The organism is Gluconobacter sp. GP1, assembly GCF_032913585.1.
Taxonomy (GTDB): Bacteria; Pseudomonadota; Alphaproteobacteria; order Acetobacterales; family Acetobacteraceae; genus Gluconobacter; species Gluconobacter cerinus.
Genome location: NZ_JASGXC010000002.1, coordinates 197,339 through 220,440, shown reverse-complemented (window position 1 = coordinate 220,440; position 23,102 = coordinate 197,339). Strand labels below are relative to the sequence as shown.

Genomic DNA, 23,102 nt, shown 5'->3' with positions numbered 1-23,102 from the left:
TCCATTTTCTTTACGCCACATCGCGCCCATCTTGAAGGCCATAACCTTTACTGAGGAGCGACCAATGCTCGATATCAGACCCTTCTCCTCGCTTGGCCACGCCAACCATGGATGGCTGGACGCCCGGCATCATTTCTCTTTCGCTGGCTACACGGATCGGCACCGCATGCACTGGGGCCGTCTGCGCGTCTGGAACGATGATAAAATCGAAGGTGGGACAGGCTTCGGCGCTCATCCGCACAAGGACATGGAAATCATCACCTATGTTCGCACCGGAGCCATTTCTCACGAAGACAGCCTTGGCAACAAAGGCCGTACGGAAGCTGGTGACGTTCAGGTCATGTCTGCCGGCAGCGGCATCGTCCATGCCGAGTTCAATAAGGAAACCGAAGACACCACCCTCTTCCAGATCTGGATCATCCCCAATGAACCAGGTGGCACGCCCAGCTGGGGCACCCGTCCTTTTCCTAAGGACGCCCGCAGCGGAAGGTTTGTAACTCTTGCGTCCGGCTTTCCAGAGGATGACGCTCTGCCGATCCGCGCCAAGGGACGCGTTCTGGGGGCAACCCTAAAAGCGGGCGAGACCCTGACTTTCGAAACGAGCCGGGAGAACTTTTCCTATCTCGTACCCGCAACAGGAAGTCTGGAAATCGAGGGTCGCACCGTTGCAACGCGGGACGGGGCAGCTCTGACGGATGTGGAAACCATCGTCATGACTGCCCTGGAAAACGCAGAAATTGTGCTGGTAGAAAGTGGCCCGTTAGACTGATGCGGAAGGGCGGAAACATCACGCAAAGGTGTTTCCGCCCCATGCTACACACGCCTTCCTCAAACGTTGTTATGACAGGGCCAAGTCCCACCGGATGCGGCCAGTTTCTCCCTTGATGAGGAGTACGGGTCATGACAACCACGACTGAGACCAAAGGCCAGAAATCAACCTCGCTGTTCGTCCGCTTTGGGGACTGGCTGAGCAATGCAAGCATGGACAGATCTGGCCTGACGGAAGTGACAATCCGTCTGATGCGTGACGACTGTCACCTTGCCACCCGTGTGAGCGAAATTCACAACACGGAAACCAACCCGCTCACCCCCAAGGAAGTCGAAACGCTCATGGGTGAGAAGCATCTCAAGTATATTGCAGACCAGACGGGACAGTCGCTTGAAGCGATTGAGGATGCTCTGACACAAGTCCTCCCGATGCTTGCTAATCTGCTTCGCGTGGATCCAGAGCGCCTGTTCCAGTACCAATGCAAGATCTGAAGTCATAACCGGCAGCTCTTTTTATGTTTGTAGAGAGCGGCCGGTTTTGCCGGCTACAGCCCTTCGGCTGTCCGGGTCATACGTCGTCGTCTTGACCGACCGTCTACACTGGCGAACCGCTCGGTAATCTGAGCGGTCGTTTCAGCGCCCGCCAAAATAAGGCCAGACGCCTCGGAGCAACCGGTTTTCTGAACGAATTCCAGTTGCTTTGGCGTGTCCACACCCGTGGCACGAATGCACAAGCCCAGCGCTTTGACGGCTTCAAGAGCGGCGCGATAGAAAACAACTGCACCTTCATCGAGCTCTGGCACATTCCCCTGCAAACTCCAGGACAGCGTTGATGCAGACAGAACTGCGAGATCAAACTGCACGCCATCCAACAGGCCGCTGATGGCGCGTTCTCTCAGCAAAGTCAGACTGGAGACCGATGAGCCAAACCCGTTCGTGAAGATCTGAACGCCACGGTCCCGAAGAGAGGCCAGCGTGTAACAGACTTCGCGCTCCTCCTGAGCAATCCCGCTTTCCTGGAAAACCAGATCTAGACGTGAAATCGGGAACCCACTCTGATCCAGAACACTGTTCAAACGACCATTAAAAGCGGTGTCAGGCGCCTGATCGTCTTCAAGTGAAACCATGAGCCGCATACCCTCTGGCCAGCTCGCGGCCTGCGTACAGGCAACCTGCAGGAGCTCCAGATCAAACTCTCTCTGCTGCTGCTCAAGTGGCTTGCGACGACTTCGCCTCACGGTCCGTCGGGGAATAGCCAACCAGAGCTGACTCATGTCCACCTGAGCACCAATCAGCTTTTCCATTCCCGCTCGGCCAGCCCCCATCCGAGGCAGCCATCGCAAAGGCGGCAGTGCACTTTTCTGGCGCGCCCGGCGACTGCGCAGGGTGGTGGCGAACATTGTGGCACTCGTCGGAGAAATATTCGTCTCGGACCTCACAGGATCATCTCTCCGGTCTCTGGTCACAGCGCCAGTCACTCCGGGACCAAATGAGGCTGCGTCCGCAAAACTGACATCCCGTCCTGCATCATCCAATTTCGAACATCTCCTGTTCCATCTGTGCGACAGAATGACGGGAGAAGGCTAATTTTCCCTTAACAACTCCCATTTCCCGCTCACTTTCCCGTGGGGTCGCAACAAAATGGCTGTGGAACCAAGAGTGAAATTCTTCGTTCGCTCAATCAGGACAATTCTGCTACCGATTCTGCTCAAGCGGATTTTCCGTGCCACTTCCTTCAAGCGCGCAGGTTCAATCTGCCTGTCAGGACATTGTTGATGACGGATGCTCTCGCTCGCTCCGCCCCGAACACGTCTTCCCGCAACTCTCTCAAGGCTTTGCTCCCTTTCTGGCAGGTGACGTTCGCGTCCTTTCTGGGATGGTTTCTGGACGCTTTTGACCAGACATCCCTGATGTTCACACTGCCGGACATCGCTCATGATTTCAGCTGCACCATCGGCACACTGGGAATGGTTCTGACGGCCCAATCCCTTGGACGCGCCATAGGCAATACAAGCTGGGGCTGGCTCGCGGACCGTTATGGCCGTCGTCTGGCCTTTATGCTCGGCGTGGTCTGGTTCGGTGTTTTTTCTGCCATGACGGGTCTGTCCCACAGTCTTCTGATGCTGGGCATTGTTCAGTTCCTGTTTGGCATCGGTTTTGGTGGTGAATGGACCGCCTCTGCAGCCCTGCTGATGGAAAGTGTTCCCGCCTGGACACGCCCGATGGCGTCTGCGCTCATGATGTCAGGTTATGAAGTCGGATATTTTGCAGCAGCTGGTGCGCAGGCTCTGATCCTGCCGCATTATGGCTGGCGCGTGCTGTTCTTCATCGGACTGGCGCCTGCTCTTCTGGCGATTTTCATTCGTCTCGGGGTCAAGGAAAGCCCCGTCTGGCTGCGGAACCGGGCAGACCGCGCGGCCGGTCAGGCCAAAACGCCGACACAGCCTCTTCCCAAGGTAAAATTCCGCCTGAACGGAGCGGCCATACAGGCAATTGCCTTCATGGCATTTCTGGAATTTCAGAAAGCGGCCATTTACACATTTTACCCGACGATCCTGCGTGGCAGCCATCACCTGACACCACAGGACATCTTCATTCCCATTACCCTCTACTGCATCGGATCGTTCGCTGGAAAAATCCTGTGTGGCTGGCTGGCAGAACGATGGGGTGACCTGAAGGTCATGCTTGGGGCGATTGCGATTGTCGTTTTGACAATCTGGCCGTTCCTGAGCGCTCCGTCCTGGAGCATGCTGCTGACGGCAGCCTTCGTCATGGGCGCTGCTGCATCCGGTATCTTCGCCCTCGTGCCGCATTATCTGGCGAAATGCTTCCCTTCCGAGACACGTAGCTTCGGCATGGGGCTGGGTTATGCTTTAGGGTCTATCGGGCAGGGTATTGCCGGATGGCTGATTCCGGGAATTGGCCGGACACCGATCACGCTCCCGCTCACTGCGGAAGCCTTCGTGGTCGGGTCCAGTGCCGTCACGGCCGGTATCGCCCTGCTTCAGCCGAAGCACCTTCCGGGCGAAACCATGGAAGGCGATGAAGAAGCAGCCTCTTAAAGAGAGGCTGCCAGCCACTCGGCGGTACGGATTCCATCTATGCCGGCGGACAGGATACCGCCGGCATAGCCCGCCCCTTCGCCCGCAGGGAAAAGCCCACGCAATGTTGGACTCTGGCCATCACGGTCTCGCTGAAGCCGGATCGGGGAAGACGTACGCGTTTCCACTCCGGTCATGACAGCATCATCCATCGAGAAGCCCTTTAACTTGCGCTCAAAACGCGGCAAGGCCTCACGAATGGCGTCCGAAACAAAATCCGGCAGGCAGAGCGTCAGATCAGTCGGCGTCACACCTGGCTGGTAGGACGGCACGACGTCCCCCAGCGTTGAGGAAGGGCGACCGGCCAGAAAATCCCCGACGCGCTGGGCAGGAGCACGGTAATCACCGCCACCGGCCACAAATGCTGCCTTTTCCCATTTCCGCTGAAGTTCGACGCCGGCCAGAACATCGTTCGGAAAGTCCTTTTCCGGCGTCACTTCAACGACAATTCCACTGTTCGCATTCCGCTCGGCACGGGAATACTGGCTCATGCCATTGGTCACGACCTGTCCGATTTCAGACGTCGCCGCCACGACCTGTCCGCCCGGGCACATGCAGAACGAATACACAGCCCGTCCATTCGACGCGTGATGAACCAGCTTGTAATCGGCGGCACCGAGCAGGTCGTTCCCGGCGTATGAGCCGAAACGGGCTGTATCAATGACAGACTGGGGATGTTCGATCCGTACACCGATAGAGAACGGCTTGGCGTCCATAGCGACATTCGCATCACGGAGCATTTCGAAGGTGTCGCGTGCGGAATGCCCAACGGCCAGGATAACGCGCTCCGCAGGCAGGGTCTCTCCCGTTGAAAGGCGTAGACCTCGCAAACGGCGTTCCGTTCCCTCACCCTCCATGTCAAAGCCATCGACGCGCGTCTCAAACCGGTACTCGCCGCCGAGACGCTCGATTTCCTCGCGGATGAACATCACCATCGTGACCAGTCGGAAGGTCCCGATATGGGGCTTGGAGACGTACAGGATCTCTTCCGGCGCACCCGCCCGAACAAACTCTTCAATGACACGTCGGCCCAGATTGCGGGGGTCGGACACGCCAGAGTAGAGCTTGCCGTCAGAGAACGTTCCGGCTCCACCTTCTCCAAACTGGACGTTGCTCTCGGGCGTAAGAACAGATTTCCGCCAAAGGGCAAACGTATCAACAGTTCGGGCGCGAACCTCTTTTCCACGCTCGATGATGATAGGCTTGAGACCAGCTTGTGCGAGCGTCAGCGCCGCCATGATCCCGCAAGGGCCTGCCCCGATAACCACAGGGCGCGGCATCCCCTCGGGCAACGTGGCTTTGGGAAGATGATAGGTTGTGTCTGGCGTGGAGCGAACATGCTGGTCCGCTTCGTGGGCCGCAAGGACAGACGCCTCGTCCGTCACGTCACAGTCGATGCTGTACACCAGAACGATGTGACCGCGCTTGCGGGCATCGTAGCCGCGGCGGGCGATCTTGAAACTTTTCAGGGCCTCGGACGGGATATTGAGGCGCGTCAGCACCGCCTCCCGGAGCGCCTCTTCAGAGTGCTCCAGCGGCAGGCGCAGTTCTGTCAGGCGAATCATGCGTCGTGCTTTTCTTTGTGCTGGGCGGCGTCAGGCTGCGGATCGGCGTGATGCGTATCCGGCGAACCTTCCATGATGCGATCCATGACGGCCATCAGAACACCGGACACAACGAAGGCCAGATGAATCCCGACGCTCCATTCCAGAGCGCGTGTGGAGGTGTCATCCACACGAATGAAATCAGCCAGAACATGGATGGCAGACATGGCGACGATGGACGCCATGAGCTTGATCTTGATATCCCCGAACGTCACGTGACCAATCCATGACGGATAGTCTTCGTGCTGACGGATATCGAGACGGGAAACAAAGTTCTCGTAGCCCGAGAACATGACGATCAGCAGCAGGTTCGCCAGCAGGACCAGATCGATCAGATCCAGCACACCAACGAAAACGTCATCGAAATCCAGCCCTGTTGCCTTGAGAACAAGACCCAGAAGCTGCTGGAAGAACTTGAAGGCCACCAGCAGCAGCCCGATGGTCAGGCCGAAATAAAGCGGTGCGGCAATCCAGCGGGTTGCGAAGAAGGCACGTTCCATGACGTGTTCTGCGCGTCGCGAGGACAAGGGATTGCTGCCAGGTTTCTGGCCCTGTGGGGAAGAAGGAGTCGTCATGGTCCTTCTGTACGATTTTGCGAGCGTTTCCGCCAATGCCTCTTTGCTGCGCCGTATCGATTATCCAACACGACGCAAGGCAACAGTCTGACCAACGGCGGAACTGGAACCTGACGGCACGCGACGTTCCCGGTCCAGATAGCGAAGGCAGCTGACGCGCAAAAACGACGCCATATTTGGCAGTTCACCACGAAGTTCGAGAATTTCGTCCGAAAGCTTGGTGATGAGCTGATTGACGGTCATGCCATCTGCCGCCGCGATTTCCGTCAGGATGTCCCAGAACATGTTTTCCAGCCGGATCGTCGTTACGACCCCATGAATCCGCAGCGACCGCGTGCGGCTTTCATAGAAGATCGGATCGGCACGGACATAGAGTTCACACATATGGGCTCTCCTGACGGAACAAAGGCTCAGGCTTCGATTTTGGTTCCCAGAACCTTCAGGAACTGACCAATCCATGCCGGATGTGCTGGCCAGGCCGGCGCTGTTACGAGCTTGCCGTCTGTCACAGCGCCATCAATTGCGATGGCCTGATAGTCAGCCCCCGCAAGGATCATTTCAGCCCGGCAGGCCGGATAAGCAGAGACCTTGCGACCTGAAATGACATTCGCTGCGGCGAGAAGCTGCGGGCCATGGCAGACAGCGGCAATCGGTTTGTCAGCCGTGACAAAAGCGCGGATCAGGTCCAGCACGCTTTCATCGGTGCTGAGCTGCTCTGGGGCACGGCCGCCGGGAATGACCAGTGCATCATAGTCTTCCGCTTTTGCGGCTGCATATGTGGCGTTCAGCGTGAAGTTATGACCGCGCTTTTCAGTGTACGTCTGATGGCCTTCGAAATCGTGGATGGCCGTTGCCACCTGCTCTCCAGCCTTCTTGCCCGGCGACACCACATCAACCTTGTGTCCCACCATCAGCAGCATCTGAAATGGCACCATGATCTCGTAATCTTCAACGAAATCACCTGCGAGCATGAGAATACGTTTACCGGCCATTGGATCATCCTGACAATCAAGGTTCACAATACTGCTCCCGTCTTACCGTATCCGGGAAGCGCGTGGGTAATAGGTGGTGACGACATTCCGCTCTGCCACCATGGCCTCCCACTTGCCTGAATATGAGAGCTCACGCAGAACTATTATTCCGTTCCGTCATGGCACTCTGGTGCCGTCAGAAGGCCCTGTTCCGTCATGAAGAATGCTGCCGCGATTGAGGTACATGACCTCCGCAAGACATATCAGGTCCGTGATGGCGGCAGCTGGCGTGGAAAAACGCGCGAAATCACGGCTCTGGACGGCATTTCTTTCACCGTCCCCGCAGGCGAGATTGCCGGTTTCATCGGGCCGAACGGCGCTGGGAAATCTACTGCCATCAAAATACTGGCGGGTATTCTGCGCCCGACCTCCGGGACCGTCCGCGTTGGCAACCTGATCCCTTGGGAAAACCGGATCGCACATGTCGCGCGGATTGGCGTGGTGTTTGGCCAGCGCACGCAGCTCTGGTGGGATCTTTCCGTTGGAGAAGGACTGGCGCTTCTCCGGGATATTTACAGCGTGGAGCCAGCGAGGTTCCTTCGAAACCGGGAGCGTCTGGCGGATGCGCTGGATCTGCCCGGCATCATGGATCAGTCCGTCCGGCAGTTGTCTCTCGGCCAGCGCATGCGGGCAGAAATCGCCGCTGCCCTGATCCATGATCCTGATGTGATCATTCTGGATGAACCCACGATCGGGTTGGATGCCCCGTCCAAGCTGGCGGTGCGCGCGTTTGTGCGGGATCTGCGACGCGAGCGCGGCACGACAGTGCTTCTGACCACGCATGACATGCATGATATCGAAGCATTGGCAGACCGGGTCATCGTCATCGGTCACGGTCGTATTCTTGCCGACAGCCCGTTTGAAGCCCTTCAGGCGACCACTCTGTCGGAGCGAATTCTGGAAGCCGATTTTATCGGACCTCTGCCAGACCTGTTCCTGCCCGATGGCGCGACAGAAACCGCGCGTGGCTCTCGCAGCGTGACGATCACGTTTGATCCGCAACGCCTGCCCGCGCCTGTTCTTGTGGCGCATCTTTCAACACTACCGGGCTTGGGTGATCTGCGGATCGGGCGCCCGGCGATTGAAGAAATTATTACACGTTTCTACGCGGACCACGCATCGTGACCATCAAACCCTATGTGACGTCCTTCGTCCTGCAATGGAAAATTGGTCTGCGATATCGTCTTGCGGTACTGGCGGGGCTTGTGGCGCAGATGTGGTTCGGCGCGATTTCCCTCATGGCCTATGCTGCGGTTTACCATCATGCCCCCGGCGTGGATGCTCCCATGACGCTGCGTCAGGCCATGACGTACACCTGGATCCAGCAATCCCTTTTCACCCTGCTTCCTCTTGGCTGCCTCCCCGCTATTGGTGAAGCGGCCAAGAGCGGAGCAATTGTCTATGACCTGTTGCGCCCCGTCGATCTGTGGAACTGGTGGCTTTCGGCCTCGCTTGCCCGTCTTCTTGGCAACGCCATTCCGCGCGCAGTTCTTCTTGCCGCTGTCGCAGGGCCGCTCGCCGCCCTCGTTGGGCTGAATGGTTGGAGCCTTGCCCCGCCAGCCTCATTGTGGGCCGCAATGCTGGCTCTGTGCTCCTTCATCCTTGGTGCTTTCATCTCTGCAAGCATCGTGATGTGGTGGAATATCGTCACGGCCCGAACGTTATCGCCGCTCGGAACGTATGCTGTCGGCACACCCTTGGCTGTTCTGCTCTCAGGAATGCTCCTGCCGCTGCCGCTTTATCCCGATTGGGCGCGTGAGTTGCTCCTGTTCCAGCCTTTTGCCGGAATTTCTGACATTCCCATCCGGCTTTACATGGGCATGGCCATCCCGGGCGGCGTTCTGACCGCGTTGGGCATTCAATGTTTCTGGCTGGCCGTACTCACGCTTGTGGGGCGCTTCTGGATGCATCGCACCATCTCCCGGATGGAGGTTCAGGGCGCATGAATGCATTTTCCCTCTACCGACGGATGGCAGCAGCCTCGATCAAGGCACAACTGCGGTATCCCGGGACATTCGCGCTTCAGTTAATTGGAAATTTCGTCACCACCCTGCTGAGCTTCTTCGGAATCTGGAGCTTGTTCCAGCGGTTTGGCAGCATCGCGGGCTGGGATATTGGCGCCGTGGCCGTTCTATACGGACTGGTAAACGTGTCTTTCGCGATTGCCGAAACCCTTGGCCGCGGCTTTGAGGTTTTTGGCGGCGAATACGTCAAGACAGGTTCATTTGACCGCCTTCTTCTTCGCCCACGCTCAACACTCGTCCTGCTTCTTGGCCACGAACTGAGACTTCGCCCGATCGGGCGCTTCCTTCAGGGGGCATTCGTTATGGGAGCAGGTTTCTGGCTCTCGCCACATGTCTCATGGGCGACAGTCTGGCTTTTGCCTTGGGCAGTGACGGGTGGAGCCGCCATGTTTCTGGGCGTTCTGATTGGGCAGGCCGCCCTGTGCTTCGTAACGGTCGAAGGGCTGGAGGTTGTGAACGTCCTGACCTATGGCGGCGTGGAAGCAGGACAATACCCGCTTACCATGTTCGCGCGCTGGCTCCGTAGCTTCCTGACATGGGCGCTGCCGCTGTCGGCCGTCTGTTACTATCCGGCTCTGGCCATGCTGAACCATCCTGACCCTTTGGGCATGCCTCTCTGGTTCGGCCTGCTGTCTCCGGGGATGGGCTTTGCGTTCCTTGGCCTGATGGTTCTGTGCTGGCAGAGAGGCGTAGCCGGATATGTTTCAAGCGGGAGTTAGGGCTGTTTGGCCGGATATCCCCACTTGTTGATGCGATAGTCAGTGTCGAAGCACATCATGATCCACACCGGAATCATTCCAATCACCGTAAAGTACAGGAGCATCCACCAGCCTGACCGGCCGGTATCGTGCAACCTCCTGACAGACACACTGAGATCTACAACGAACATGTAGAGGCAGGGCAGGATGAGGAGAAGGTTCAGCAGCCCTGCAATAACACTGCCACTGTGTTTGAGATCATCGGAAATCACGGAGACCAGTATCGTCCAGCAGATTTCAACAATCCTGAAGTACCAGTACTCCTTTCGGCGGGAGCGACCCTGAAAGTCTGTTGCTCGGCGGAAACAGCTGCGAACGGCGTCAGTGAAAGACATGTCCGCAGCGGGCACAGACGCAAACTGCCCGGCCTGAATATCCAGAAACACATTGTTGGCCATTGTGCCCCAAGGCTCGAAATCCACCCGCTGCCCCTTCATGGGCGCCAGAGTGTCCCGCCAGTTCATTTTCGAAAATGTATACCGGACGTCCTGATCATTCAGGATCACGCCTTCGCCCGTCTGAACATCAAATCCGAGAACGGTGCCTTTCATGGACACTCTCCCTGCAAGTCCCCCTCTGCTGACATTGCAGGGCTAGGTCTCCTCTTTGTTACGGAATATAACCGACGCGTCCACCCACAGCGTTGAAAAACCGTGCTCTATCAACATGCGCGCACTGACAATTCTGGACGAGCCAGATCATCGCTTGGGTTGATGGAACGAGATGCTATATGATGCGAGACCCCAGCCACAGATTTGCCCGGACATGACATCAGATCACAGCCATACGTGCGCACACGGCCATGACCACACCGATCATGACCATTCTCATGCAGATGGGCACGACCATGCCTCTCATGATCACCAGGATCATGACCATGAGGGCTGTGACGGGCACGATCATGGGTTTGGTTTTGGACGTCCGCATACGCATGCACCGGCGAATTTCGGCCGTGCGTTCGCCATCGGGATCGTCCTGAACACAATTTATGTTGTGGCCGAAGCCCTCTGGGGGGTCTGGGCACACTCGCTGTCCCTTCTGGCAGACGCAGGGCACAACCTGTCGGACATTCTGGGCCTTGGCGCAGCATGGCTGGCGGAAAGCCTGGCCCGCCGTGCACCCACGACACGTTTCACCTATGGCCTGCGTCGTTCCACCATTCTTGCGGCCTTCGTGAATGCGACGGTCCTGCTGCTGGTGACGGGTGGGATCATCTGGGAATCCATCGTTCGTCTTTTCGCGAATGCGCCCGTAGAGGGATCGGTCGTTAGTTGGGTGGCGCTCGTCGGAATTGCGGTCAATGCGTTTACCGCCCTCCTTTTCATGAAGGGGGCCTCGAACGACCTCAATATTCGCGGTGCGTTCATGCATATGGCGTCTGATGCCATGATGGCCTTTGCCGTTGTGATTGCAGGTCTCCTGATCACATGGACAGGCTTTCAGATCATTGATCCGATCGTCAGCCTGATTGTCTCTGTGTCCATCATTGTTGCGACATGGTCTCTGCTCAAAGGGTCGGTCTCGCTGTCACTGGATGGCGTTCCTGCCGGGATTGTACCCGCGGACGTTCAGGCTGCCCTACTGGCCGTTCCCGGCGTCAGTGGACTGCATCACCTGCACATCTGGCCGATGAGCACGACAGAAACAGCTCTTACGGTCCACCTACTGCGGGATGAGACGGCACAGCAAAGCCCCGAACAGATCATCACGCAGGCCACAATCCTCCTGCGTGACAAGTTCAAAATTTCTCACCCCACCTTCCAGATCGAAAGTCCACCAGCGTCCTGCGATCTTCAACAGGTCTGCTGCTGAGAGCTTCAATGACGTCCACACGTATCAAGATTGCCTACGCTTCCATTGGGGTGAGCGTAGTGGTTCTGGCCATCAAGTACGCAGCATTCTGGGTCTCCGGCTCAGATGCGCTGCTGTCTGATGCCATTGAAACCATTCTGAATGTCATTGCGGCATTCGGCACCCTGTGGGCGCTCTCCATTGCGGCCCTGCCGGCTGACGACAATCACCCTTATGGCCACGGCAAAGCAGAATACCTGTCCGCTGTTATTGAAGGCGTTCTAGTTGTTCTGACGGCACTCGGCATTCTCGTCGTGGCCGTACATGACTGGATGCATCCAACGCCGGTTCATGCCCCTTTCCAGGGTGTTGCACTGAATGCGCTCGCGGGTGTCGTTAATCTGGTCTGGGCACGCATTCTCATCGGGTTCGGCCGGAAGAACTCCTCACAGGCCTTGCTGGCTGCGGGCGAGCACGTTCAGTCAGACGTCTGGGCGACTGTTGCGCTGGTTATCGGCGTGTCCCTGATCCCCGTCATCAAATGGGACCGGCTGGACGCAGTTCTGTCTGCCCTGGTTGCCCTGAACGTTCTGCGGGCCGGCTTCTCGATGATGAGCCTGTCCATGTCAGGTCTTATGGATGAAATTCCGGGCACAGAGGCGGTGGAAACCGTAAAGGCTGTCATTTCCTCAAGCGGAACGGGCGCTCTCGAAGCGCATGATCTGCGCCTGCGGAAAGTGGGCCCCTTACATTTCGTCGAGTTCCACCTCGTCGTTCCGAGCGAAATGAGTGTGCATGACGCGCATGAAATCTGCGACTGTATTGAAGCGGGTCTGCGGAAAGAACTGGGCCGGGCTTCGATCCATATTCACGTAGAACCTGCTGACAAGGCCAAGCATTCCGGCGTTCTGGTTCTGTCCTGACAGCTTCGGACATTCCGACCATGATCAGTCTTTTCGACCTGTTCCGCATTGGCCTCGGCCCGTCTTCTTCCCACACGGTCGGCCCTATGCGGGCCGGACACGCCTTTGCCGAGACCCTTCCAGAAGGCATATCTGTCGCCAGAATTCAGGTGACCCTTTATGGCTCCCTGGCATGGACCGGCGTTGGACACGCAACAGACACAGCCGTTCTTCTCGGCCTTGAAGGATGGCTCCCGGATCAGATTTCGCCTGATCATGCCAAACAGGTCATCGAAAAAATCCAGTCTACGAAACATCTGACACTCCGGGGTCAGACCATCTCTTTCGACCCCGCATCCGATACCGTCTTCGATTACGAAACCGTTCCTTCTGTCCATCCGAACACGCTCCAGTTCGAAGCTTTTGACAGTGCTGGAAGGTCTCTCTTACGGGAGCGGTACTGCTCAATCGGTGGCGGTTTTATTGTTCCGGAAGACCACTCTACCGAGGCCACTATCATCCCGCCCGTCGCCGTTCCTTATGATGTCATATCGGGCCGCAAACTGCTGGATGATTGCCAGAAGAGCGGCCTGACTATTGCTGGCCTGATCTGGGCCAATGAAACAACCCTTCGCGCCGATAACGACGTCACTGCCTATATTGATCGTATTCTCGATACGATGATGGACTGCATCGACCGGGGACTAAGAGAAGACGGCATTCTTCCCGGCAAACTGCATGTCAAACGCCGCGCACGCACTCTTCACCGCAAGCTGGAGAGTGGAACCCGCTGGAATCAGCGCGCACCCCACGAAATCATGGATTGGGTGAGTCTTTTCGCGATCGCCGTGAATGAGGAAAACGCTGCGGGCGGACGCGTTGTAACCGCTCCGACCAATGGTGCCTCCGGCGTCATTCCTGCCGTCCTGCGTTATTACAGGGACTTCTGTCCCGGCGCCTCACGGGAGGGCATGCGGGATTTTCTTTTGACCGCCACGGCTATCGGCGCCTTGTTCAAACGCAATGCTTCCATTTCTGGTGCAGAAGTAGGTTGTCAGGGCGAAGTGGGTGTCGCTTGCTCCATGGCCGCAGCCGGGCTTGCCGCAGCGTTGGGCGCCACACCGGATCAGGTTGAAAATGCCGCTGAAATCGGCATGGAACATCATCTCGGCATGACCTGTGACCCGATTGGTGGCCTCGTCCAGATCCCCTGCATCGAGCGCAACGCGTTTGGAGCCATCAAAGCTATCAACGCGGCCTCACTCGCGATGCGCGGTGACGGAGTGCACCATGTTTCGCTGGATCAGGTGATCCAGACGATGCGCGAAACCGGCGCGGACATGAACCATCGCTACAAGGAAACATCGCTGGGCGGTCTGGCCGTCAGCTTTCCGGAATGCTGAGACCGTTGCAGCCACATTGCGAGTTATTGCGTTCATTTTCTACTTGATCGGTTCAGACTTCTTGACCCGGCGCGAAGAAGGCTGGCAGGACCGGACATGTAACGCGCGGGGTTTGAACCGGGCGTATCTTCCCTTGCCCGACACTCCTTCTTGGACGTCCTCCATTGGCCGATACCTTGCCCACTCCTCCAAGCCCTGCTCCCAAGCCCTTACCTCCGGGACATGTCTCCTCACAGCACGCGCTGCGCCGTAAGGACCGTATCCATCATCTGAGACGCTCGGCCCGCGCCACGACCACCCAGTGGCGGCGCACTGTCATCTACTGGATCGGCGCCGTTCTCATTGGTGTTGTTGCCGTGCTTTTCGCCCGCATGGGTGACGCTGCTGCTGATCTGAGAACGCGGATTCTGGAATGGCACCCCTGGGCGATGCTGTTCGTGGCCCCGGCAGGTCTCGCTTTCATCACATGGATGACCCGAACCCTTTTCAAAGGTGCACAGGGCTCAGGTATTCCGCAGACAATCGCCACCCTGCACATCGAGAATTACACGATGGTCGACAGGGTTCTGGCGCTCAAGATCTCGGTTGGGAAAATTCTTCTAACCTGTCTGGGCCTGCTTTGCGGTGCGTCTATCGGGCGCGAAGGGCCAAGCGTTCAGGTTGGGGCATCCATCATGCATGCCTTCTCCCGCCTCCTCGGACAGTCCAACATTGCCGCAAAGCGCAGCATGATCCTTGCCGGTGGCGCGGCTGGTATGGCCGCAGCATTCAATACGCCGCTGGCCGGTATCGTCTTTGCGATTGAAGAACTCTCCCATTCTTTCGAACAGCGCACCTCCGGTCGGACGCTGACCGTCGTTGTTGTCTCCGGTGTGACGGCCATCGCGCTGTTGGGAAACTACACCTATTTCGGCCATGCCGACGTTGATATCCCGGTTGGTACAGCGTGGATCGCGGTGCTGACATGCGGCATCCTCGGCGGCCTGGCAGGTGGAACGTTTGCAGCACTGGTCATCAAGGCGTCGCGTGGTCTTCCAGGCCCTGTCGGCCGTTTCGCCGGGAAGCGCCCGATTGCCTTTGCGGCAGCTTGTGGGCTCGTACTGGCTATCATTGGCCTGATCTCCAAAGGGACAACCTATGGAACGGGCTATGCGCAGGCTCGCGCCATCTTCTCGGGCACAGAGCACTACCCAGCTTCTTTCTTCGTCCTAAAATATCTGGCGATGCTGGTGTCCTATTGCTCAGGCATTCCGGGCGGCATGTTTGCGCCATCGCTGGCGATTGGTGCTGCGATTGGAGGCTGGGTTGAGCAGTTTCTGCCCCACACCACGCCCGGCGCAGTCGTACTATTGGGGACAGTCGCCTATTTCTGTGGCGTCGCGCAGTCGCCCCTCACAGCGACCATCATCGTCATGGAGATGTGTGACAACCAGCAGGTGACGCTTGCGCTGCTGGCCACGTCCTTTCTGGCGTTTGGTGTCTCTCGCATGGTGTGTCCTCGCCCACTGTACACGGCGCTGGCTGACAGATTCATGGAAGCCAACGAACATGCCCTGCGACCGCCCAGACCTGAGGCGCCAGAATCGAGCACAGCATCCACCGAAAATAAAAAAGCGCTCTGAGGAGCGCTTTTTTATTAAGAAACGAGGCTTAAGATTCTTTTCGTTAATAAGTAATTAATTCGACCCCAAACTCTTCCAATACGCTTCGATCTCTCTATCCATCAGTAAATCTATTTTACTGCACGATAACGCCTGATTAATCGTGAGTTTTCCGGCATTTCTTCATCTATTCAGAGATGCCGACGTGAAAATAAATTTCACATAAAGATACAAAAATCCAAAATCCGTATTGTTTTTAAAATTCGAACATGCGATTGAACCGCCGCGCCCGAAAAGAACGCTATTTCAGGCGCTTCACCGCAATAACAATCCTATATGCCCATAATCAAAATTATCTTTGATTGATTCAAGGGCATTCATTATGGGCGCACATGCGTCTTTCCCCAAGAAAAGACATCCTAGTGAATCACAGAAATCCTTCCAGATATCCTGATCCTTGCCATGATGGACTGAACCGTCGTCAGCACAATACGACCGTCAGCGGACTCTATATTTCAGGAAAGAATGACTACCTCATTGTGAATTCTGGTGGCACCGCCATCAAGACAACAGTCACAGCAGGCGGTCATGTGGAGGTTTACTCTGGTGGCAGAACCATCAGCTCCATTCTGACAATTCCAGACACTGAGGAAGTCATTTACTCCGGCGGAACGGCAACAGGCACAATCGCCACCAAAGGTGCGGGCCAGACCGTCAACACGGGCGGCGTTGCCAGTGACACGGTTGCGAGTAACGGCAATCAGTTCATCTTTGGCGGTTCGAGCTTCAATGCCTCCATCCAGAACGGTGGCAAGCAGACCCTGACATCGGGAACGGCAACGGCCAACACCGTGACCTCTGGCGGCACAGTGGCAGCGACAGGCGGCACGACAGTTCGTGATCGTATTCAGGCGGGTGGCGTTGAGACCATCAGCCAGAATGCCGTTGCCTCAGGTGCGACTGTTTCGGGCACTGCCGCGAGACTGAATGTTTCGAGTGGTGGCCGCGCCGTCAACACGATCGTCAATGCTGGAGGCAACATCGTTGTCGGAAGTAAGGGCATCGCAAGCGGGACGACAATTTCGTCTGGCGGATCTCTTGTCATTCAAGGCGGAAGCATCACCGATACGATGCTTGTTCCCGGTGGCCAGATCGACATCGGCACCTTGGATTATAAGGGCAATACGGCTGCCAAAATCGTCGGTAACGTCCTGACCGTGACACAGGGCAAGGCATCATACACTATCAAGCTCGTAGGCGATTACTCCCAGTATCACGCCCATTTCTCCCCAGACGGAAATGGCAAGACAATCATCTCGCTGGATAAGGGAGCAGAAGTCTGCTTCCTCGCGGATACGATGATCCGCACCACGACCGGTGACATGCCCGTTCAGGACATCCAAATCGGCGCTGAAGTTCTCGCCTGGACGCCCGAGGGAGAGCAGGTTCGCCCGGTCGTTTGGGTCGGTCGGAAGCATGCCATTGTCCGTCAAGGGCTGGCCCCGGATGTCGCGGGTTATCCGGTTCGCATTTGCAAGAATGCGATTGCAGATGGCGTTCCATCCAAAGACCTTCTGGTGACACCAGAGCATAGCCTGTTCATCGATGGCGGCCTGATCCCGGCCCGTATGCTCGTGAATGGCCGCAGCATTATTTACGATACCGCGATCACATCCTACGATTACTTCCACATCGAGACGGATGTGCATTCTGTCCTTACGTCTGACGGAATGCTGACCGAAAGCTATCTCAACACAGGCAACCGGGACGGCTTCACACAGGATGGCGCTGTCGTCAGCCTGAGTAGCCCGGTCCGCACATGGGAAGCTGATGCTGCTGCAACGCTGACTGTCAGCCGCAACAAGGTTGAGCCTGTTCATCACGCTCTTGCCGAGCGCGCGATAAACCTTGGCTTTGATGACGTCCGTGACGCCAGAGCAGTGGTGACAGACCCGGACCTGCATGTGATCACACCAGCCGGTAAAGTGATCCGTCAGTCCCGTGAGAGCAATGGTCGCGCGATCTTCACGTTGCCATCAAACGTCCGCAGCGTGCGCCTTGTCTCAAGAGCAGCCAAACCATCCGACGCTATTGGCCCGTTTGTGGATGATCGTCGTGAACTGGGCGTGCTGGTTGGGAACATCACCCTGTATACTCCTGAGAGTACACGTACGATCACGTCGCATCTGGAAGAGACTGATCTCTCAGGCTGGGCTGACAAAGAGAACTCCGCCATTCGCTGGACACTCGGCGATGCCCAACTCGATCTTGGCTCCAGTACTGTAGAACACGGCATGTCTCTTCTTGCCGTAGAGATTGTTGCTGGCGGACCATACATCGACCAACCGAACACCGAAGTCTCCGCTCTTCAGGCATAAAACTGAAAACGGCCACCCTACCCAGGGTGGCCGTGTGACGACGATTCAAAAACAATCCGGCCGTGGAGCTTTCTGCTCTTGGCCGGATTTTTATCATTCAGACAAAATGGAATGTGCGGCGGCGTCTGCTTCTGCAGCACAGTCAGCAGCATCTGGTGCAGGGGCCGTAGCCTTCATGGCGCGTAGTTCTTGCTGGGCGGCGGCAAGATCATCCTGCAATTCCGGAGCCGCAAGAAGCGCATCCATTTCAGACGATGCATTCAGGAAGCCAGCCTGCACGTCCGACTTCCAGTGCGCCCCACAGACAATCCGGCTCTCACCAAAAACACGCCCGCGCTGCAAAAGCATGGTGGCATGTTCAGGCATCAGATGAGCAAGCAGAAGAGCCATGCCATATCCCGCCGTCGTATGGCCTGATGGATATGAGGAATGCAGACCCAATCCCTCGGGAGAGGTGCAGATTGGCAGGTTCGTGCCAACGAATGGCCGGGTCCGATGCCAGTAATGCTTGGCTTCTGACGTCCGATGAATGATGGGATTTTCCATGCGCTTCAGCACAATCGCCAGATGGGGCGCCTTGGCCAGATCCAGCGTATAGCCGACGGAGCAGGAGAAATCGCGGACAAGATGTGGCACTTCCAGATCTGCATCTTTCTGTGCAAGCGCCCAGCGTGGCGTATCTTTCAAGGCGCGTGTCTCACGGAAAATACGGTCATCATCCGCCTGCGCGGCACTACCTGAGGCTGGTGGCTGCGGCAGCACCAGACGGGCATCCGGCACTGCGGACTCCGGCAATGGCTGCCGGGATGGTGTTTCACAGGCAGAAAGAAGAGTGGCGCACATCAGAAGTGCAACAGGCAGGCGGACAGACGACATCATGCGGCGCAGGGTCTCACGAAAGGGAATAAAGACGATCCACTTTCATAATGTTCTCTTCCTGTCGGGGGAAAGTGTTTCTTTATGACCGTTGCAAGTCGTGCCTAGTGACACATCTGACAGATGGCAGAGTTGCCGTGCTGTGCAATGATGCTCCTCAACGCCTCACCCCAGGAGAAAAGACATGTCCTCCACAGCACCGCGCGTCTCAATCCGATATTGCACGCAATGCAACTGGCTTCTGCGGTCTGGATGGATGGCGCAGGAACTGCTCTCCACGTTCGGGCAGGCTCTCGGGGAAGTTGCCCTGATCCCTGATACGGGTGGGCGCTTTGAAATTCATGTGGATGACGTGCTCGTCTGGGAACGCAAACGCGATGGGGGATTTCCTGGCCCGAAAGAGCTCAAACAGCGTGTCAGGGATATCATCGCACCTGAACAGGACCTTGGTCACACAGACCGCTGATACTCATCCCGGAGAAAGACCGTCAGGTCATTGGAGGGCCAGTTCTCCGGGATCTGCTTAAGCATGTCGCCTACAAATCCCCGGTGGTAAGTGGCGTGATTGACGACATGAAGAATGATCTGTTCACGGGTCATCACCCCTAGCTGGCCATCAACATATGTGAATGAAATCGGACAGCTCAAATCATCCGCGCTCCATTTCCTGACGGCATTCAGATACCACTGATGCATGGATTGCGTGGCCTGCCAGAGCGTTTCGAGATCGGGCACCTCATCGGTCTGACGTGACCGATACCCATGATCCTGACCCTGAAGATGATGGCGGAAAATATCGTCGACGACATAGACATGGTTCAACGTGCCCAAAAGGGAGCTGAACGTTGTCTGCCGCGGTTTCACAATCTCCAACTGCGGTAACTTGAACAGAGCTTCATATGTCAGCCTGTCAGCCCAGAAGCGATATTCCAGGAACATGATGAGCGTCTGCAAATGAGGCGAAGAAGATGGTCTGGGCATATGGCACCTCATTCCGATATCGTTCCATATGTGCCGCATTTAGCCAATCGAGACAATTCAGTCAGCCTATAGTGCCTCATTATTAGAACGCTATAAGCATATTTATGCTATATCCGAGAACACCCTATCCATGAAATGATTTGCGAGATCCTTCTTCAGCCCGCGGGGACCCTTCCATGACCGCAACCTGCGCCAGCCTCTCTCCTGCATCCGTTGACCTGCCACGGAACTGCACGTTCGAACCCGCAGACTGGCAGATCCTTGCCAAGTCCTGGTACCCGGTCGCCCTGTCCCGTGAACTCGGGGAGCGCCCGCTTGGGGCGGTGCTGTTGGATGCACCTCTCGTCATTTACCGCTCTGGAGATGATATCGTCGTTGCCGATGACCTGTGCCCTCATCGTGGGGTGCCATTGAGCATGGGCAATGGAAATGGCGAGACGATTGCCTGTGCCTATCATGGTTTCCGGTTTGGCCAGGATGGCCGTTGCGTGCGGGTGCCTGCCCATCCGGACAGCAAGATCCCGCCGAAGCTCCACCTGAAGACCTACCCTGTTGTAGAGCGGTTCGGCCTCATCTGGACGTGCCTGCGCCCCGAAGGAGAAATCAATCTCCCACCGATGCCACACTGGGACGATCCAGCCTTCCAGCAGATCACCTGCCCGTCCATCGATATCAAGGGCTTCGCAGGACGTCAGGTGGAAGGTTTTATTGACGTGGCACATTTTGCCTTCGTCCATACCGAGACCTTTGCAGACCCTGAGAACCCGATCGTCCCATCCTACTCACCCAAGCTGACGGAAACGGGGTTCGAGGCTGAATATCGCAGCAACGTCTCCAACTTTCCGCACGGGCTTCTGGGCGTTGAAGAGTTTGCGGACTTCGAATGGCTCCGGCATTTCCGGGTTTTCCTGCCCTTCACGGCAACGCTGGAAATCCACTTCCCGAACGATGGCAGGCTCGTCATCATGAATGCAGCCTCACCGGTTTCGGCTCGTGTGACACGCATGTTCGCGCCAATCTGCCGGAATTTCGATACGACTGGCTCCGTTGAGGATGTTTACGAATTCAATCGCCGTGTCTTTGAAGAAGACCGTCAGATTGTTGAGGCGCAGAAGCCGGAAAACCTGCCGCTTGACCCCAACCTTGAGGCGCATGTGATGGCAGATCGCAGTTCCATCGCCTATCGCCGGGGCCTGCGTGGGATGGGGCTGAGCCAGTTTTTCACAGCCTGAACGCAAAAAAGGAGGCCCGAAGGCCTCCTTTTCATGACGGTCTGAAGCGACACTCAGCTTGCAGCAGACAAGTCCACAACACCAACCGTTCCATCTTCCGTTCCGAAGATGATAGCCCCGCCCTGCGGGGTAAAGGACACGGACGTCACCTTGCCACGTGCAGCTTTCTGACCTGAGCAAAGAGGCAGTACACGCTGGTCCCCCCCCCCGATCTCAGCCAGAAGAACAGTGCCGTCTTCGTAGCCGGCCGCAATGATGTCTTCCTTCGGGTTCGGGCACACAGCGCTGACAAACAGCCCCGGCAAACGGGCCAGTTCGGACGGAGCCTTGCCCATCGGGCCACCACCAAAGAACGGCCACAGCACAATGGCATCCGCCCCGGCCGTCGCCAGCCAACGGCCATTGCGCGTAAACGCCATGGACCGCACCTGCTTTGGATAGCCGCTCATGCGCATGTTGTGCCCATCGGCCAGACGCCATCCATGCAGGTCATTTTCCTGCATGGACGTCACGAGAGCTTCCCCGCCCGGATGAATGGCAATGCCAATATGGCTGCCTTTCCATTCGAACGGGCGCACCGTATCGACCTTGGCCTGCACGAACCAGACAGACGCACCGTTGTAATGCGAGGCCGCAACGCGCTTGCCCTTGGCATCAAAAACAATGCCCGTCACAGATGACGGATGATCCAGCTTCTTAAGCGTTGTCGTGCCTTCAGCCGCCCGGACTTCAAGCTCCCGGCCAGCCGAGAACGCGAAATGCGTGGTGGATGACGCAATGCAATCGACCCACCGGCGTCCTTCGCTCAGAACCTCCGTCCGGCCATCGGCATAAGTGCGGACAAGTTTTCCGTCCTCGCCGCCCGTTAGAAAAGCATCCGGCAGGCTGTCCTGTGACAGGCACAACGCCCCCTCGTGAACCGAGAGAACCGTCCAGGCGCCAAGCGTATTCATCTTGTCGCGCGGAATGAGAATGATCTCACCATCCGCCGTGGCAGCGGCCAAAGTCTTGCCATCACGTGACGACACAACGCCGATGATCGGGCTTTCGAAGCGACGTTCTGCGCCGCGATCTTCAATGATTTCCCGTGTCATTCCGCGATGCAGCTTTCGAAGCCGCGACGAAGCTGCGGACGGTTCAGATTACGGCCAATGAAAACCAGACGGGAGTCCCGGCTTTCTCCCTCACGGTAGGGGCCGATGAAATCACCATCTGCCATCATGTGCACGGCCTGAAACGCAAAGCGCTGATCTTCACCCTTGAAGTGCAGAATGCCTTTGGAGCGCAGGATATCACCACCCTGTTCCTGCAGAAGCGCGCCAATCCAGGCCTGGAAGCGCCGCTGGTCAATCAACTCCTTCACAGAGAGGGAAATGCTGACGATGCCCTCTTCATGGGAGTGATGATCGTTTTCCAGAAAATCCGGCATCGTGGACAGGGCGCGCTGAAGGTCAAAGCCACCCCGATCCAGAATGTCCGTCAGCTTCACGCCGCCATGCTGGGCTTCGTGAATTTCAGCCACGGCATTGATCTGGCGAATGCGGGCAACGATTTCCTTGCGGCGTTCTTCATCGGCAAGGTCGGTCTTGTTCAGAACGATCACATCCGCAAATGCGAGCTGACTGGCGGCCTCCGGGCTTTCTTCCAGCGTCTGCATGATGTTGAAGGCATCAACAACTGTCACGACAGCATCAAGACGAGCCTTCTCGCGGATGTTCTCATCCACGAAAAACGTCTGTGCGACAGGCGCAGGATCGGCAAGACCGGTCGTCTCGACAATGATCCCGTCAAAACGACCACGACGACGCAGCAGCCCACCTAGAATACGGATCAGATCGCCACGCACGGTGCAGCAGATGCAGCCGTTGTTCATTTCGAACACTTCCTCGTCGGCATCCACCACGAGGTCATTGTCCACGCCAAGCTCACCAAACTCATTGACGACCACGGCATATTTGCGGCCGTGCTCAGCAGTCAGGATATGGTTAAGCAGGGTGGTTTTACCGGCGCCAAGAAAGCCGGTCAGAACAGTAACGGGAACGGTTCCGGCGCGTGCCGGATCACTGGTGCTGGACAT

The 23,102-nt window shown here is 57.0% G+C and carries 23 protein-coding genes; 13 read left to right on the top strand and 10 right to left on the bottom strand.

Annotated elements, in window-relative coordinates; all coding sequences use genetic code 11:
- Positions 1–64: 64 nt before the first annotated feature.
- Both R5H23_RS05580 and R5H23_RS05575 read left to right on the top strand, forming a co-directional pair.
- A complete protein-coding gene (locus R5H23_RS05580; RefSeq protein WP_317214766.1) occupies positions 65–769 on the top strand; it encodes a pirin family protein in 705 nt (234 codons plus the stop codon).
- A 131-nt stretch (positions 770–900) separates the two neighbouring features.
- Positions 901–1,260 (top strand): YidB family protein, encoded by a 360-nt coding sequence (locus R5H23_RS05575; RefSeq protein WP_086634368.1) that lies wholly within the window; start codon positions 901–903, stop codon positions 1,258–1,260.
- A 53-nt stretch (positions 1,261–1,313) separates the two neighbouring features.
- On the opposite strand, the gene R5H23_RS05570 is transcribed toward R5H23_RS05575, so the two are convergent.
- Positions 1,314–2,207: an EAL domain-containing protein gene (locus tag R5H23_RS05570; RefSeq protein WP_317214764.1), complete on the bottom strand. Its 894-nt coding sequence runs from the start codon at positions 2,205–2,207 to the stop codon at positions 1,314–1,316.
- A gap of 336 nt (positions 2,208–2,543) precedes the next feature.
- Between R5H23_RS05570 and R5H23_RS05565 the strand changes: the two genes are divergently transcribed.
- Positions 2,544–3,830, top strand: a complete 1,287-nt coding sequence (locus R5H23_RS05565; RefSeq protein WP_046899984.1) for an MFS transporter — start codon at positions 2,544–2,546, stop codon at positions 3,828–3,830.
- On the opposite strand, the gene R5H23_RS05560 is transcribed toward R5H23_RS05565, so the two are convergent.
- Genes R5H23_RS05560 through R5H23_RS05545 form a run of 4 tightly spaced genes read right to left on the bottom strand, consistent with a single transcriptional unit; the run spans position 3,827 to position 7,040 of the window.
- A complete protein-coding gene (locus R5H23_RS05560) occupies positions 3,827–5,434 on the bottom strand; it encodes an FAD-dependent protein (protein ID WP_317214761.1) in 1,608 nt (535 codons plus the stop codon). The genes R5H23_RS05565 and R5H23_RS05560 overlap by 4 nt on opposite strands.
- Positions 5,431–6,048: a TIGR00645 family protein gene (locus R5H23_RS05555; RefSeq protein WP_064273814.1), complete on the bottom strand. Its 618-nt coding sequence runs from the start codon at positions 6,046–6,048 to the stop codon at positions 5,431–5,433. Before R5H23_RS05555 ends, R5H23_RS05560 begins: the two co-directional genes overlap by 4 nt.
- A 60-nt stretch (positions 6,049–6,108) precedes the next feature.
- Complete coding sequence (locus tag R5H23_RS05550) at positions 6,109–6,432, bottom strand: ribbon-helix-helix domain-containing protein (RefSeq protein ID WP_211495949.1); 324 nt, start codon at positions 6,430–6,432, stop codon at positions 6,109–6,111.
- Between the two features lie 26 nt (positions 6,433–6,458).
- The gene (locus tag R5H23_RS05545) at positions 6,459–7,040 is read right to left on the bottom strand and encodes a DJ-1/PfpI family protein (RefSeq protein WP_317214760.1); all 582 of its coding nucleotides are present in this window, start codon (positions 7,038–7,040) and stop codon (positions 6,459–6,461) included.
- A gap of 195 nt (positions 7,041–7,235) precedes the next feature.
- Here R5H23_RS05545 and R5H23_RS05540 point away from each other — a divergent pair, with 195 nt between their 5' ends.
- The 3 genes from R5H23_RS05540 to R5H23_RS05530 are packed head-to-tail and all read left to right on the top strand — an operon-like array spanning position 7,236 to position 9,822.
- On the top strand, positions 7,236–8,204 hold the full coding sequence (locus R5H23_RS05540; protein ID WP_317214759.1) for an ABC transporter ATP-binding protein: 969 nt from the start codon (positions 7,236–7,238) through the stop codon (positions 8,202–8,204).
- Entirely contained in the window at positions 8,201–9,025 is an 825-nt protein-coding gene (locus R5H23_RS05535) for an ABC-2 family transporter protein (protein ID WP_203548370.1), read from the top strand. The genes R5H23_RS05540 and R5H23_RS05535 overlap by 4 nt, the downstream gene beginning before the upstream one ends.
- Complete coding sequence (locus tag R5H23_RS05530; RefSeq protein ID WP_317214758.1) at positions 9,022–9,822, top strand: ABC-2 family transporter protein; 801 nt, start codon at positions 9,022–9,024, stop codon at positions 9,820–9,822. The genes R5H23_RS05535 and R5H23_RS05530 overlap by 4 nt, the downstream gene beginning before the upstream one ends.
- Here R5H23_RS05530 and R5H23_RS05525 read toward each other — a convergent pair.
- The gene (locus R5H23_RS05525; RefSeq protein ID WP_317214757.1) at positions 9,819–10,412 is read right to left on the bottom strand and encodes a DUF805 domain-containing protein; all 594 of its coding nucleotides are present in this window, start codon (positions 10,410–10,412) and stop codon (positions 9,819–9,821) included. The genes R5H23_RS05530 and R5H23_RS05525 overlap by 4 nt on opposite strands.
- 214 nt (positions 10,413–10,626) lie before the next feature.
- On the opposite strand from R5H23_RS05525, the gene R5H23_RS05520 reads away from it, so the two are divergent.
- From R5H23_RS05520 to R5H23_RS05500, 5 genes are all read left to right on the top strand, one after another.
- On the top strand, positions 10,627–11,673 hold the full coding sequence (locus R5H23_RS05520; RefSeq protein ID WP_211507303.1) for a cation diffusion facilitator family transporter: 1,047 nt from the start codon (positions 10,627–10,629) through the stop codon (positions 11,671–11,673).
- 8 nt (positions 11,674–11,681) lie between these two features.
- On the top strand, positions 11,682–12,575 hold the full coding sequence (locus tag R5H23_RS05515; protein ID WP_046899993.1) for a cation diffusion facilitator family transporter: 894 nt from the start codon (positions 11,682–11,684) through the stop codon (positions 12,573–12,575).
- Between the two features lie 20 nt (positions 12,576–12,595).
- The gene (locus R5H23_RS05510; RefSeq protein ID WP_317214756.1) at positions 12,596–13,957 is read left to right on the top strand and encodes an L-serine ammonia-lyase; all 1,362 of its coding nucleotides are present in this window, start codon (positions 12,596–12,598) and stop codon (positions 13,955–13,957) included.
- Between the two features lie 371 nt (positions 13,958–14,328).
- The gene (locus tag R5H23_RS05505; protein ID WP_374195563.1) at positions 14,329–15,579 is read left to right on the top strand and encodes a chloride channel protein; all 1,251 of its coding nucleotides are present in this window, start codon (positions 14,329–14,331) and stop codon (positions 15,577–15,579) included.
- A 401-nt stretch (positions 15,580–15,980) separates the two neighbouring features.
- Complete coding sequence (locus R5H23_RS05500; RefSeq protein WP_317214754.1) at positions 15,981–17,936, top strand: Hint domain-containing protein; 1,956 nt, start codon at positions 15,981–15,983, stop codon at positions 17,934–17,936.
- Between the two features lie 93 nt (positions 17,937–18,029).
- On the opposite strand, the gene R5H23_RS05495 is transcribed toward R5H23_RS05500, so the two are convergent.
- Entirely contained in the window at positions 18,030–18,815 is a 786-nt protein-coding gene (locus R5H23_RS05495) for a phosphatase PAP2 family protein (RefSeq protein WP_211501918.1), read from the bottom strand.
- 181 nt (positions 18,816–18,996) lie between these two features.
- Between R5H23_RS05495 and R5H23_RS05490 the strand changes: the two genes are divergently transcribed.
- Positions 18,997–19,278 carry a SelT/SelW/SelH family protein gene (locus R5H23_RS05490; protein WP_046899997.1) on the top strand — a complete coding sequence of 94 codons (282 nt, stop codon included), beginning with the start codon at positions 18,997–18,999 and terminating at the stop codon, positions 19,276–19,278.
- On the opposite strand, the gene R5H23_RS05485 is transcribed toward R5H23_RS05490, so the two are convergent.
- The gene (locus R5H23_RS05485; RefSeq protein ID WP_317214753.1) at positions 19,263–19,793 is read right to left on the bottom strand and encodes a DinB family protein; all 531 of its coding nucleotides are present in this window, start codon (positions 19,791–19,793) and stop codon (positions 19,263–19,265) included. The two genes, R5H23_RS05490 and R5H23_RS05485, sit on opposite strands and share 16 nt — an antisense overlap.
- A 176-nt stretch (positions 19,794–19,969) precedes the next feature.
- On the opposite strand from R5H23_RS05485, the gene R5H23_RS05480 reads away from it, so the two are divergent.
- A complete protein-coding gene (locus tag R5H23_RS05480) occupies positions 19,970–21,025 on the top strand; it encodes an aromatic ring-hydroxylating dioxygenase subunit alpha (RefSeq protein ID WP_317214752.1) in 1,056 nt (351 codons plus the stop codon).
- 53 nt (positions 21,026–21,078) lie between these two features.
- Here the strand turns inward: R5H23_RS05480 and R5H23_RS05475 are convergent, their stop codons facing one another.
- On the bottom strand, positions 21,079–22,119 hold the full coding sequence (locus tag R5H23_RS05475) for a WD40 repeat domain-containing protein (RefSeq protein WP_211495938.1): 1,041 nt from the start codon (positions 22,117–22,119) through the stop codon (positions 21,079–21,081).
- Positions 22,116–23,102, bottom strand: a complete 987-nt coding sequence (locus R5H23_RS05470; RefSeq protein ID WP_211501915.1) for a GTP-binding protein — start codon at positions 23,100–23,102, stop codon at positions 22,116–22,118. Before R5H23_RS05470 ends, R5H23_RS05475 begins: the two co-directional genes overlap by 4 nt.

Excerpts from the sequence above, each read along its gene's own strand:
- R5H23_RS05580 (WP_317214766.1), top strand. The coding sequence starts at position 65 with ATGCTCGATATCAGACCCTTCTCCTCGCTTGGCCACGCCAACCATGGA.
- R5H23_RS05575 (WP_086634368.1), top strand. The coding sequence starts at position 901 with ATGACAACCACGACTGAGACCAAAGGCCAGAAATCAACCTCGCTGTTC.
- R5H23_RS05565 (WP_046899984.1), top strand. The coding sequence starts at position 2,544 with ATGACGGATGCTCTCGCTCGCTCCGCCCCGAACACGTCTTCCCGCAAC.
- R5H23_RS05560 (WP_317214761.1), bottom strand. The coding sequence starts at position 5,434 with ATGATTCGCCTGACAGAACTGCGCCTGCCGCTGGAGCACTCTGAAGAG.
- R5H23_RS05555 (WP_064273814.1), bottom strand. The coding sequence starts at position 6,048 with ATGACGACTCCTTCTTCCCCACAGGGCCAGAAACCTGGCAGCAATCCC.
- R5H23_RS05550 (WP_211495949.1), bottom strand. The coding sequence starts at position 6,432 with ATGTGTGAACTCTATGTCCGTGCCGATCCGATCTTCTATGAAAGCCGC.
- R5H23_RS05545 (WP_317214760.1), bottom strand. The coding sequence starts at position 7,040 with ATGGCCGGTAAACGTATTCTCATGCTCGCAGGTGATTTCGTTGAAGAT.
- R5H23_RS05540 (WP_317214759.1), top strand. The coding sequence starts at position 7,236 with ATGAAGAATGCTGCCGCGATTGAGGTACATGACCTCCGCAAGACATAT.
- R5H23_RS05530 (WP_317214758.1), top strand. The coding sequence starts at position 9,022 with ATGAATGCATTTTCCCTCTACCGACGGATGGCAGCAGCCTCGATCAAG.
- R5H23_RS05525 (WP_317214757.1), bottom strand. The coding sequence starts at position 10,412 with ATGAAAGGCACCGTTCTCGGATTTGATGTTCAGACGGGCGAAGGCGTG.
- R5H23_RS05520 (WP_211507303.1), top strand. The coding sequence starts at position 10,627 with ATGACATCAGATCACAGCCATACGTGCGCACACGGCCATGACCACACC.
- R5H23_RS05515 (WP_046899993.1), top strand. The coding sequence starts at position 11,682 with ATGACGTCCACACGTATCAAGATTGCCTACGCTTCCATTGGGGTGAGC.
- R5H23_RS05510 (WP_317214756.1), top strand. The coding sequence starts at position 12,596 with ATGATCAGTCTTTTCGACCTGTTCCGCATTGGCCTCGGCCCGTCTTCT.
- R5H23_RS05505 (WP_374195563.1), top strand. The coding sequence starts at position 14,329 with ATGGGTGACGCTGCTGCTGATCTGAGAACGCGGATTCTGGAATGGCAC.
- R5H23_RS05495 (WP_211501918.1), bottom strand. The coding sequence starts at position 18,815 with ATGATGTCGTCTGTCCGCCTGCCTGTTGCACTTCTGATGTGCGCCACT.
- R5H23_RS05490 (WP_046899997.1), top strand. The coding sequence starts at position 18,997 with ATGTCCTCCACAGCACCGCGCGTCTCAATCCGATATTGCACGCAATGC.
- R5H23_RS05485 (WP_317214753.1), bottom strand. The coding sequence starts at position 19,793 with ATGCCCAGACCATCTTCTTCGCCTCATTTGCAGACGCTCATCATGTTC.
- R5H23_RS05480 (WP_317214752.1), top strand. The coding sequence starts at position 19,970 with ATGACCGCAACCTGCGCCAGCCTCTCTCCTGCATCCGTTGACCTGCCA.
- R5H23_RS05475 (WP_211495938.1), bottom strand. The coding sequence starts at position 22,119 with ATGACACGGGAAATCATTGAAGATCGCGGCGCAGAACGTCGCTTCGAA.
- R5H23_RS05470 (WP_211501915.1), bottom strand. The coding sequence starts at position 23,102 with ATGTCCAGCACCAGTGATCCGGCACGCGCCGGAACCGTTCCCGTTACT.